Here is an 11,559-nt window from a genome sequence, read left to right as displayed (position 1 = left end):
CGACTCGAACACTTACGTGGCACAGCTCTGGGCTTTAGGAATGTAACCAACTACATAGCTCGGTGCCTGTTGGAGTCAGGAGGTTTTAAAACTCAGCTACACCCTTAAATGCGAAGAGCCACTTTGGCAAATCATGTTTAAGGTATTCCGCTGTAATCTTTTCACCTACTATAGAAAACTCTGGCGGTACAACTTCCTTTCCTTGAAAACAGACGCTCCAGCACACCCAACGAGCCAAAAACTCAACTCCATGTGCAGTTTTTTCAGTAGACATATGCGGGGAAACGCTTACCCACAGCGTATCGTACTTCCCCATTGGAGCACTTTCCAAGGAGGCTATCATTCCACTTACTAGTTTTGGATTATCGTCCAAAATCGCCTCCTAAACTACCAGTCGTTATATGCATAAGTGTCTGAAGCACCATAATGTTCATACCGGTTGGGAGCAGACCACTCTGCGCCTAACTCCTTTTTCCTTTACAACGGTTACACGCCCTACATGTTGCAACTAAATTATCTGCAGCCGGCAGCATAAGGTACAACATGGTCAATTTCTACTGGATTAACTTGGACACCCACCGCCCAGGGCCACAGAAAATTGATGGGTGTCCAGCTCAGCATTAAATGTTAGCCGCCAAGTCAATTTACCCGTATGCAGGCAAACTGGATCCGCGGCCGGCCGACCCCGCTAAAAAACTGCAGGGATAACGAGGCTAGCGGTTGGAGATGAGGGAGTCAGCAATTCTAGGCAGACAGTGGTTTAGCCCGCATTAACTAGTAACAGCCAAAAAGTAGTGCCTAACCAGCTCATAGAACCTTGCTACATGAGCTGGCTTGTTCGCTTGGTATCGATGCAAAAAGTAAAAGTGCCAATCTCGGCCACGTAGTTCAGGTAATACCTGTACCAAATTATTTTTTACCACCACTCCTAAACTGCCCTGCTGAACTCGTTGCTTGGCGACAAAGTTAGGCAATAATCCCACTCCCATGTCTTGGCTTACCATATCAACAAGCGTATTTAGGCTGTTGGTAAAAGCTGATTGCGGCAGCTCAACTTCGATTTGCTCGCTGCCCTGCCATAGAGTGGCTTGGTCGTTCTGCCAGGGTGTAGCTATAAACTTGTGGTTCTGGATGTCGTTAAGCTGAGTAATTTGACCATGCTGTTGCAGATACCGGCTCGACGCACAAAACACATCATGCACTCGGCCAATCGACTGCGCCTTGTAACCACAGTCTTTTAGGTCGCCACCAAAGATTGCGGCATCTAACTGGTGCTCAATCAGATCACGCCACCTGCCAGTAATGTCGACGTCTGGCTGAATTTTGGGAAATTCCAAACATAATTGCTTTAACGCTGGCACGACAATGCTGCGTTCAAAAAACTGCGGTACCGAAATTCTGAATAAGCCACTTGGCTGCTCTTTCACGTGCTGCACATCTTGCACAAGGTTATGGAGCTGCTCTGTGATTAGCTCACTACGCGATAACAAGGCTTCGCCGTTGTTCGTTAACACAACACCGCGCGTGTTACGTGCCAGCAGTTGCATCTCGACGATTTCTTCTAGGCGTTTGATCTGCTGGCTGATCGCCGACTTACTCATCCCCAGTTTTTTCGCCGCACCAGTAAAAGACTTTTGCTTAGCGACTTCGGCAAAAATAAGTAGCAATGGAGCAAGCTTTACAACGTTCATATTTTTAAACAATCAGTTTATTTAGTGGTTATTGTTGATATTAGTGCACTCGATACACTGGGTCTATCTAAAACACAGGCACAGATAGGAGGCCAGAAAATGGCTTATGTAATCGTTGAAGGTAATGTGAAAAACCCAGAGTTGTTAGCGCAATACAGCCAACAAGCTGCACCAACATTGGAAAAGTTTGGCGGCAAATTTATCGCCAAAGGCGGCGCCGAGCCACTGCATGGCGACGCCGAGTTTGCCATTCGAGCAGTTATTGAGTTTGCTTCGGTAGAAGTGGCAAAGGAATGGTATTTCAGCGATGAATACCAGGCGCTAGCAGGTATACGCGAGCAAGGAATGGATAGCCGCTTTGTTGTTACCGAGGCGGTGTAACGCTGTGATGGATGTAGGTTGCCAGCCGTCACACCCGCGTGCAGTTAGCGGGAGTCTAGTTGCAGGACACAAAGAACCTAGGCCCGAATGACGGCAAACTAGATTCCCGCCGAGTGTCGGACCAATAAAACCACCCGGGAATGACGAGTCGGAACTTCGGGGGATGACGTGCCGGTTAATCCGGCACTACCTCGTCACCACGCAATGTAAGAACTTCATAACCGTCTGCGGTTACGGCTATGGTGTGTTCCCACTGGGCCGATAATTTGCCGTCGCGGGTGACCACAGTCCATTTGTCTTTAAGTTCTTTGGTGCGGGCGGTGCCTTCGTTGATCATAGGTTCAATGGTGAAGGTCATGCCTTCGCGTAGGCGAACGCCTTTCCCGGGTGAGCCAAAGTGCAACACTTCGGGTGCTTCGTGCATTTCTTGGCCAATGCCGTGGCCGCAGTATTCTTTTACCACGCTGTAGCCAAAACGGCGGGCATGTTGGGCAATGGCGTAACCGATATCGCCTAGCGTAGCGCCAGGTTTGACCTTTTTAATGCCTTCCCACATAGCTTGGTAAGTCACCAAACTTAACTCGTGCGCTTCTTTTGGTGCTTTTGGCATTAGGTACATTTTCGAGCTATCAGCAATGTAGCCGTTTTTCTCTAAGGTGATATCAACGTTAAACATGTCGCTGTCTTTGATGATGGTTTTGGCATCTGGCATGCCATGGCAAACCACCTTATTTGGCGAAATGTTTAACACGTACTTGTAGCCATACTGGCCAAGGCTGGCTGGGTGCGATTCAAGCTCTTCAACAATCAGCTTATGAACAAAGTCATTAACGGCCATGGTTGAAATACCAGGCTTAACAAACTCGTCTAAGCGGTCGAACACGCTTGCCAACAGTTGGCCAGCAATGCGCATCAGCTCAATTTGCTCTGCTGTTTTAATTACCACTTGTGACATCGTCGGCCTCCACTTTGTTTGAATCCAACGTATCGGCTAACGCGATTTGCTCTTTGATCAGCTCATTGAATGTTTTGTCTGGGTTGCGCTCTTCCAAGCGACCAATTTTTAGCCAGAATTCGGCTTGCGAGTTGATTGAGCGCGACATCACCTTGCTGGTTTTACGCAACTCTTCATGAACTTCATCTGAAACTTTTACAATGCCCATGGGTTTCCGCTAAAGCGTTCTAAACAAAAAAGCGCCAGCAGTAAATCTGCTAGCGCTTCTTCTAATCGCTTGCTACGCGGCTAGCTTTGAACAACATAACCGCCAGCCTCAAAGCCAAAAGGTTTGGCGATACGAGTCCATGAGTTGATCTGGTTAATCGCTAAGTTTAGTTCGGCAATTTCATCTCGGCTTAAGTGCTCGCTCAACTGTTCAAAACGTGACTTAAACTCAGCAAGGCCGGTATCCGCAACGTGAGTCACGGCTTCGGTCCAAGCAAAGATCGCCTGCTCTTTGCTGCTAAACAAGTTGGTCTCTTGCCAGAGTGGTACAAGGTTTAGCCGAACGTCACTTTCACCTGCCGCGCGTGCTTCTTTGACGTGCATATCAACGCAGTAAGCACATTGGTTTAGATGAGCAACATACAGCCGCACTAGCTCGAGTAACTTGTAGTCTAATGTTGGATGCTGATTGACCTTACGCTCGGTAAACATCATGCACTCAATGACTGGTGCTGGAATTTGATCGAAAGAAATATTGGTTGCAGACATGCTCTTGCCCTATTGGTTTTGAATTGACAATCCCATACTATTGCTTTGCAATATATCGCTGAATACCAAACCAAACTGCTTCTTTTTTGCTTAAATCGCAAAACCAGACCTTCGAGGCCAGGCATGCTATCAACAATCGAAGTATTCTTAAAAGTGATTGAACTAGGCAGTTTTTCAAAGGCTGCGCAGGCATTACAAGTTGCGCCATCGAGCGTGGCAAGAGCGATTGATAGCCTAGAAGCCGAGTTCGCTTGCACCTTGTTTGTTCGCAGTACCCGCAAGCTGGCACTAACCGACAAAGGGCAACTTTTTTTGCCTGCGGCACAACAATTGGTTAGTGATACCGAACAGTTAAAAGCGCAGTTGTGTGACTCGCCAAATGAGCCCGAAGGTAAACTTAGAATTTCGGTGTTCGAGAGTTATGGCCGCCTGCAAGTACTGCCAAAGGTCAGCTCATTTTTGCGCCAGCACCCAAAGGTAAGCGTGCAAATTGAGCTCGAAAACCGCGTGGTCGATTTATACGGCGATAACGTCGATATTGCGATCAGGGTCGGCACACCAGCCGATTCATCACTAAAAGCGCGCACCTTAAATCACAATGAAACCTTGCTGTGCGCTAGCCCTGAATACATTGCACTGCATGGCAGTCCTAGTACGCCTGCCGAGTTGTCGGAGCATAACTGTTTACTGCTCAGCCGCGACCGACAGCGCATTTATTGGCACTTTAGTGACGGCAAGCATACTGAAAAAGTACTGGTGAAAGGCAACCTTATGTCGAAAGGCGGCACTGCTATTTTAGAAGCAGCACTGGCGGGTTTAGGGGTAGCACAGTTGTCAAAATGGATGGTAGAGCGCTACCTAACCAGCGGAGAGCTGGTGCCTGTATTGCCGAATTGGCAGGCTAGCCTTGGCGGGCAAAGTAGCGTTTATGCGGTGTATAAACCGAGCCACTACCCTAACCCACTGATTCGCTTGTTTTTGGATCATTTAGTCAGTTAGTCGCACAATACTGTGGTTGTCGTGTGTTGCCCACTCATGAAACACATCACCAATGTATTCTTCTAGTTCGTTCTCAGCAATCGACGCTGGAATATAAATATCGTCGGTTTTGCGCTTAATGCCATCACCGCTATAAAACGCCAGCCACTCGCCGTTCTTGCGTATTACTTGCAGAACTTTCTTTCCATAGATATCGAATTTCACCGTTTTCCCTACCAATTGTTAGTATTTAGGCGATTTTCACCCATTATTCCATCATCCGGTCTTGATTGACAAGCTATGACCGGCTTGCTAAAACCGAAGTGCATTCAATGAAAATAAAGGACCTGTATGAGATTTAGTAAACTATGGATTTTTGCACTCTCGTCGTTGATCTTGGTTGGCTGCACCACACCAAAGCTGGCAACAAGCGAGTTTAAACAACAATTGTCACAGACCTATGGTGTTGATCAGCCCGGTGGTGCCTATGCTGTTTACCATAATGGCAAAATTATTGATCAGCACTTCTTTGGTATGGCAGACATCGAGGAACAAAGACCATTTGATGCTGATACTCAGCTATACCTTGCTTCAGTGTCCAAACACTTCACCACCTTTGCGATCTTGATGTTAGAAGAACAAGGCAAGCTTTCGCTTCAAGACCCTATTCACAACTATCTGCCGGAAATGCCAGATTATGCCAATGACGTAACCATTGAGCAGTTAATGATGAATACATCGGGGATTCGTGATGATGCAACACTGCTAAGAATGCATGGCACTGATGGCAATTCCGAAGCATCAACCGAACTAATGCTATCAATGATTTATCGCCAACAAACACTCAACTTTGCGCCCGGCAGTGACTATATCTATTCCAACGCAGGCTTTACGCTGCTGGCAGAAATCATTGAAAACATCACTGAACAAAGCTTTGAAAGCTGGATGCAGGAAAACGTGTTTGTACCGCTAGAGATGGAAAATACTGGCTACCCAACGCCAGAACAATTTACGCTACCTATGCAAGCTACGGCTTACCTGCTAGATCATAGTTCTGAAAACAACTTTACTAGCCAAACAATTCAAGAGACCGCTAACGGCGCAACCGGCGTTGTCACCACCCTTGCTGATTTAGCTAAGTGGATAGATAACTTTGACAGCAGAAAAGTTGGTGCCGCGGCGGTGTCAAAACTAATGAGCATTCCACACGCTGCTCCCCGTCTACCCGCTGCTCAATACGGCTATGGTCTTTCCTACAGCGTCATGGCTGATGAAAGCTTATGGATTCAACATGGTGGTGATCTTAGTGGCTATTCTGCTGGGCTAGTTTATTTGCCTGAGCAAAAAATTGCCGCGGTGGCCTTTACTAATGCCAGCCCAAATATACCCGCTCAGGCTTATGCCAGCATGCTAATTCAACATGCAGCATTTGATGCCGCAGCGCCGGAAGTTCCAGAGTTGCCTAGCACAGCACAAGCAGTCGAGTTGACAGATCTAGGCCGATTCACCGGCATCTACACTTATTCGAGGCAATACTTTGGTGGCAGTGGGTTTATTGAAATTATTGAAACCGAACGAGGCCTAGCGATTAAACAACATGATGGCAATGAGCTGTATTTAACACCAATTAGTGAGCTAGAGCGCGGTACCATAAGTTTTATGGTCGCCGGTTCGCCATATGAAATTACCTTTAGGATGACCAAGTCTAGTGGTGCTCGTTCGTTTAGTGGTCTTAATGGTGATGACACCTCTTACCGCAGAGCTAGAGAAGTTCAGCAGATTGACCCAGAATTAGTCGGTACTTATTTCAGCCCCGAGCTTGGAGCGTATCAGCTTGAGCTCACTGATGACCCAACAAAACTGGTGATTAACTTCCCTGCTGGTTTAACTGTTGAGGCCATTCAAAAGAATGATGAGATCCTAACAAAATGGGGCTCGGAATATATCGACATTATTCGTGATGAGAGTGGTTCAATTACCGCGCTAACCCTAGAAACTGAACGGGTTCGAGGCATTGTATTAGAAAAACAACAGCCCTAACAACAGTTGGCAACTGGGCAGCGTGGCTGCCCCGAGAACTCGAACGGAAATAACTAAGTTGGACACCCACCTTAAACGAGTTGATTAAGTACTTGCTCAACTACCAAACAAAATTGGCTGTCCCTCGAAGGGCTTTTGGTCAGCTTGGTTTTCAAGTCCCAGCACCGCTAACTGCACCATACTAACCGCTTGACCATATGGGTAAGGCGCGATTTACTGGGTTGCTATAACCACTGACAGGAGCCCAGTCATGAGCCAAGGAAAATCCACGCTGTCGCTAAAAGTTTTTGGCGGTATTTTTGCAATGGCGGGGCTGGTTATTTTGCTGGCGCTAGTTGTGCGCCCAATTGGCCAAAGTATCGCCATGCTCACTTGGCACAGCGCGCCAGCGCAGCTGACGAGCACATCAGTCGATAGTCATCAGTCGCGTGATAGTGATGGCAACTGGCAAACCTACTACAGTGCCAAAGTCGAGTACCAGTACCAATATGGTGGGCAATCTTATTGGGGGAATCGGCTGAATATTTCCGAGTTTTCTAGCACAAACAGTGATAAGGCTTATCAGCGGCTCTATGATCTGCGAGCTGATTTTGGCAATCAGCTTACCGTTTGGGTCAATCCACAAAGCCCAACACAATCAATTATTTATCGCTCACCACAGTGGCGTTTGATGATATCACTGGCTAGCTTCTCGGCGGTTTTTATTATCGTCGGCTGGCTGATTATGGGTAGTGGTCGTAAAAAAGCTCAACCCGAACAGCTTGTCTCGGACGAACAACAAAAGCTTGTGCTGTTAAAGCGTGCCGCCCTAATTGCCGCCGTTGCGGGGTCTATTCCCGGTGGCTTTTTATTATTCGCCGGCTGGTGGCAGACGTTTTTCGCGCTGCTCGCCTACAGTCCAGCAATCGTTCTGGCGTTAGTTTATTACGCTAAGCAGCGCGCTTGGCAGGTTTATCAAACGGTGCCATTGCAGCTCAACAATGATGTGGGGGTAATCGGTGGCGACCTCAAAGGGCATTTAGATTTACCAGGTGCGCCAATCACCGGTGAACAGTACGCCGCAACACTGCGTTGCCTTAAAAAAACAACGCGTCGCAGTAGCAATAAAACCGAAGAATCGATTACCGAGCAATGGTCTAAATGGCAACGTGCAAAGGTTGAACCAATCGGCATGTACAGCCGGGTAAGTTTTAACTTCGAATTGCCGGCGCACCTTCCTGAAAGTGAGCCTGAGTCCGCCAACCACTATTTTTGGCAATTACAAGTTAGGTGCACACGCAAAGGGCCTAACTTTAATCGAGATTATGTTGTGCCAGCGCACAAAACCGAGGCGAGCCAAACAGTTGCTGATGAGTTGCGAGAAGCGCCGCTAACTGAAGCAGATATAACAAGTGCAGCCCAGCAAGTAGACCTGGTTAGCGATGGCCAGCAAATATCTTGGCACAGTAAGAGCGACAACACCGGGTTAATCTTTACTGCCTTTGGATTAGTGTTCGCTATGATTGGGCTAGCGATTGTGCTGTCATCGGGCGCGATAATGCCTTGGCTGTTTGTTTTAGTTGGTTTAGTTTTTGCGGGTATCGGCACTGCCATTAAAGGGCGTAACTGGAAAGTTCGTGCCGAAGCTGACCGGCTTGAGGTAGAAGTCTACTCGTTCAATAAACTAAAAAAACGCCACGTATTTAATGCATCCGGGCTGCCAAAAATTGAATGGTTTGAAGAGAGTCGTGGCTCAACCAATGGCGTGGCTCACAAGGCAAAGTTTAGCCTGCGGCTAATTTTAAATCATGGTGAGGCGCTAGATATTGGCGGAAACTTTGAATCGGCGAAAGCTGCCGAGTTTATGCGCCAGAAACTGATAAATGTTGTCACTGGCGAATAAGCCGAGGTGGCCGGTTACGCCACCTGCTTCAGTTTGTGTTTGCGCGGAATGGCCAGTGGCGTGCCAGTTTGTGGATCGGCAATGATCTGCGCATCTAAGCCAAACACCTGGCGAAGCATGGTTTCGGTAAACACTTTCTTTGGTGCGCCCTGATCATATATACCGCCGTCGCTAACAATAATCAGCTCGTCAGCGTAGCGGCAAGCGTGGTGCAGGTCGTGTAAAACCACAACAATGGTTTTGCCTTGCTGATGAACCAAGTCCTCTAACAATTCCAGTAGTTCAAATTGGTGTGCAACATCTAGATACGTCGTTGGTTCGTCAAGCAAAATAATGTCGGTATTTTGCGCTAACACCATGGCTATCCAAGCGCGCTGGCGCTGGCCGCCAGAAAGCGAGGCAATTGGCTTGTCGGCTAAATCGGTGACATCTGCTTGTGCTAGTGCTTGTTCGACCAGCTGATGATCTTTGCTACTCATCTGGCCCAAAAAGTTTAGGTATGGTGCGCGGCCGTAGCCGACTAATTGCCTAACTGAAACACCCTCGGGTGAAATGGGAGTTTGTGGCAGCATCGAAAGTTTTTGCGCCAAAACCTTGTTTGGTAGGCTTTTAGTCAAGGTACCATCCGCTAAACAGATCTCACCCTGTTGATAGGGCAAACTAGCATTGATGCTTTTCAGCAAAGTCGATTTGCCGCAGCCGTTGGCGCCAATAAGCGCGGTGAGATGGCCTTTTTTAATTTGGCAGTTAATGCCCGACAAAATTTGTTTATTGCCATAGCCAGTTGCCAAGTCAGAAATTGTAATAGCAGTAGGTAACCTTTCCATTTGCATCACCAATGTTTGTATCGACTAAGTAAAAAGATGAAATAAGGCGCACCAATTAGCGCGGTGAGAATACCGGCCGGTAACTCAATGGGTGGCATTAAAATTCGGGCAAACAGGTCGGCACTCAGCAGCAAAACCGCACCAATTAACATGGCCAATGGAATCAGCGCTATGTGACGATTACCAAATAAGAAGCGCGCCGCATGAGGGGCAATCAGGCCAATAAAACCAATATTGCCGCACACAGATACCGCCACACAGGCGAGGCTAATAGCAACTAGCAGCGTAACGATTCGCAGGCGCTGCACGTCAACGCCAATGCCATGGGCTGTTTGATCCCCTAGGCTTAGTAGATCAAGCCGATAGGCTAGCCAAATAGCGCAAGGTAATAAAACGGCAAAGAAGCTCAACAGAATAGGCAAGTGCGACCAGTTACGACCCCAGACTGAACCGGTCATCCAAATAAGCGATAAGTTAATCTCCATTGGCCGGCTAATTAAGAAGTAGTCGATGCCAGCGCTCATCACAGCTGCTAGGGCAATGCCTATTAGCGCCAAGGCGGCCGGGTGGTGCAGCACAGGTTTAGCGATTGACAGCAACAGCACTGTACTAATACCGCCACCAATTAAAGCAATAACAGGAAACCAAACGACAGCGATATCGGGCAGCATGGCATTCACAAACACCACCGCTAAGCTAGCGCCGGCTGTCACACCTAACACATCGGGTGAGGCGAGCGGATTGCGTATAACGCCCTGAACTAATAACCCAGATAGCGCCAAGCTAGCACCCACTAAACTGGCAATGAGCATGCGAGGCAAACGGTAGCCCATGATAATAAACTCATGCTCATCGCTATAGCCCACTACATTGCTGAGTACTTCACGCCAAGGAATCGCCACAGCACCAGCGCTCACATGCCACACCGCAAAAAACATCCACAGTGCAAGAAATATAAGACCAATATAAATTGATTTGTTTGACTGCCTAAGTGATTGGCTAAACATAAGCTTTCCTTACTTGCCAGCGAACCAAAGCCAAGAAAAACAAAGCACCAAATAGGCTGGTAATAATACCAACAGGGTTTTCACGGCCTGGGCCATATAATTGCGCAAGGGCATCGGCATAAACCAATAAATTGGCGCCAAAAATCGCCACCGTCGGCACCAACAGGCGAATATCTGTGCCAATAAATGCCCGGCAGATATGAGGAATGACTAAGCCAATAAACGCCAGAGGACCAGCAACAGACACCGACGCGGCAATCAATAAAACGATTGTGAAAGCAGCCAATGTTCGCACCCACCAGAGGCTGCCACCCAGGCTTTTCATCATCGACTCGCCCAAGGCTAAGAGGTTTAGCTGGAAACTGAGATAAACACTCAGTACAAAGCCAACGAGTAATGCCGGCCAGAGTGTATTGACATGCGACCAGTTTACATTACCAACCGAGCCAGTTAGCCAATGCAGAACGCCATAAGCATGCTCGTCAGCAAAGATCACAGCCGCTCGGGTCAATGAAATAAATAAGTAGTTCAGCGCGATACCGGCTAATACCACCCGAATTGGATTGACGTTTTGTTGATACAGGCCAGCCAAAAAGAAGACCGCGACACCGGCGATACAGGCGCCAATAAAGGTGGTTGCCAAAATAGGTAGCGCCGAGAACCAAGGAATAAGCCCGGTTGCGGCGAAGGCAAATGCGAAGGCGGCCCCTGCACTCACGCCAAAAATTGATGGGGAAGCCAAAGGGTTGCGTGTTAGCGCTTGCATCAGTAAGCCAGCAAGCGCCAATGCCGCGCCAACACCAGCTGCGCTTAGCGCCCGTGGTAGCCGAGTTTCTTTGATGATGTGTTGGTGAATCATTTCACCGTCTTGCCCCAAAATAAAATGCGCCACATCCACCCAGCCCATTTCAAATTCAGAGGCTACAAATAGCGACCAGCCAATACCAAAAAGCAGCATTAACAGGCCACAGGTTATGGCAATAAACAAACGCCAGCCCATCGTCTGGGCTGGCGTTGAATAGGTTGCGACACGAGTCATCGG

13 protein-coding genes are annotated in these 11,559 nt (G+C 48.0%); 4 read left to right on the top strand and 9 right to left on the bottom strand.

Translation table 11 applies throughout. The features are described 5' to 3' along the window. Positions 1 to 85: 85 nt before the first annotated feature. Entirely contained in the window at positions 86 to 373 is a 288-nt protein-coding gene (locus tag DUW71_RS09000) for a hypothetical protein (RefSeq protein WP_119394914.1), read from the bottom strand. 397 nt (positions 374 to 770) lie between these two features. After that, a complete protein-coding gene (locus tag DUW71_RS08995; protein WP_119394913.1) occupies positions 771 to 1,691 on the bottom strand; it encodes a LysR family transcriptional regulator in 921 nt (306 codons plus the stop codon). 99 nt (positions 1,692 to 1,790) lie between these two features. On the opposite strand from DUW71_RS08995, the gene DUW71_RS08990 reads away from it, so the two are divergent. Further along, complete coding sequence (locus tag DUW71_RS08990; protein WP_119394912.1) at positions 1,791 to 2,072, top strand: DUF1330 domain-containing protein; 282 nt, start codon at positions 1,791 to 1,793, stop codon at positions 2,070 to 2,072. A 175-nt stretch (positions 2,073 to 2,247) separates the two neighbouring features. Here the strand turns inward: DUW71_RS08990 and map are convergent, their stop codons facing one another. The 3 genes from map to DUW71_RS08975 all read right to left on the bottom strand — a co-directional run bounded on the left by map (position 2,248) and on the right by DUW71_RS08975 (position 3,783). After that, a complete protein-coding gene (gene map / locus DUW71_RS08985; protein ID WP_119394911.1) occupies positions 2,248 to 3,027 on the bottom strand; it encodes a type I methionyl aminopeptidase in 780 nt (259 codons plus the stop codon). Continuing rightward, a complete protein-coding gene (locus tag DUW71_RS08980; RefSeq protein WP_119394910.1) occupies positions 3,008 to 3,235 on the bottom strand; it encodes a ParD-like family protein in 228 nt (75 codons plus the stop codon). The genes map and DUW71_RS08980 overlap by 20 nt, the downstream gene beginning before the upstream one ends. Positions 3,236 to 3,315: 80 nt before the next feature. Continuing rightward, positions 3,316 to 3,783 (bottom strand): carboxymuconolactone decarboxylase family protein, encoded by a 468-nt coding sequence (locus DUW71_RS08975; protein ID WP_119394909.1) that lies wholly within the window; start codon positions 3,781 to 3,783, stop codon positions 3,316 to 3,318. A gap of 123 nt (positions 3,784 to 3,906) precedes the next feature. Here DUW71_RS08975 and DUW71_RS08970 point away from each other — a divergent pair, with 123 nt between their 5' ends. Then, positions 3,907 to 4,782 carry a LysR family transcriptional regulator gene (locus DUW71_RS08970; protein ID WP_119394908.1) on the top strand — a complete coding sequence of 292 codons (876 nt, stop codon included), beginning with the start codon at positions 3,907 to 3,909 and terminating at the stop codon, positions 4,780 to 4,782. On the opposite strand, the gene DUW71_RS08965 is transcribed toward DUW71_RS08970, so the two are convergent. Next, on the bottom strand, positions 4,771 to 4,986 hold the full coding sequence (locus DUW71_RS08965; protein WP_119394907.1) for a DUF7661 family protein: 216 nt from the start codon (positions 4,984 to 4,986) through the stop codon (positions 4,771 to 4,773). The genes DUW71_RS08970 and DUW71_RS08965 overlap by 12 nt on opposite strands. Positions 4,987 to 5,112: 126 nt before the next feature. Here DUW71_RS08965 and DUW71_RS08960 point away from each other — a divergent pair, with 126 nt between their 5' ends. Together DUW71_RS08960 and DUW71_RS08955 are read left to right on the top strand one after the other, a co-directional pair. Further along, a complete protein-coding gene (locus DUW71_RS08960; RefSeq protein ID WP_119394906.1) occupies positions 5,113 to 6,801 on the top strand; it encodes a serine hydrolase domain-containing protein in 1,689 nt (562 codons plus the stop codon). A 250-nt stretch (positions 6,802 to 7,051) separates the two neighbouring features. After that, positions 7,052 to 8,683, top strand: coding sequence for a DUF3592 domain-containing protein (locus DUW71_RS08955; RefSeq protein WP_119394905.1), 1,632 nt, complete (start codon positions 7,052 to 7,054; stop codon positions 8,681 to 8,683). Between the two features lie 14 nt (positions 8,684 to 8,697). On the opposite strand, the gene DUW71_RS08950 is transcribed toward DUW71_RS08955, so the two are convergent. From DUW71_RS08950 to DUW71_RS08940, 3 genes are read right to left on the bottom strand one after another with little or no spacing between them, the layout of a single operon-like run. Next, positions 8,698 to 9,510 (bottom strand): ABC transporter ATP-binding protein, encoded by an 813-nt coding sequence (locus DUW71_RS08950; RefSeq protein ID WP_119394904.1) that lies wholly within the window; start codon positions 9,508 to 9,510, stop codon positions 8,698 to 8,700. Between the two features lie 5 nt (positions 9,511 to 9,515). After that, positions 9,516 to 10,517: an iron chelate uptake ABC transporter family permease subunit gene (locus DUW71_RS08945; RefSeq protein WP_119394903.1), complete on the bottom strand. Its 1,002-nt coding sequence runs from the start codon at positions 10,515 to 10,517 to the stop codon at positions 9,516 to 9,518. Then, complete coding sequence (locus DUW71_RS08940) at positions 10,510 to 11,556, bottom strand: FecCD family ABC transporter permease (protein WP_119394902.1); 1,047 nt, start codon at positions 11,554 to 11,556, stop codon at positions 10,510 to 10,512. The genes DUW71_RS08945 and DUW71_RS08940 overlap by 8 nt, the downstream gene beginning before the upstream one ends. Positions 11,557 to 11,559: the final 3 nt, after the last annotated feature.

It is taken from the genome of Salinibius halmophilus, from assembly GCF_003577475.1.
In the GTDB taxonomy this organism is placed as follows: Bacteria; Pseudomonadota; Gammaproteobacteria; order Pseudomonadales; family Natronospirillaceae; genus Salinibius; species Salinibius halmophilus.
This window is presented reverse-complemented; position numbering and strand designations above follow the sequence as displayed.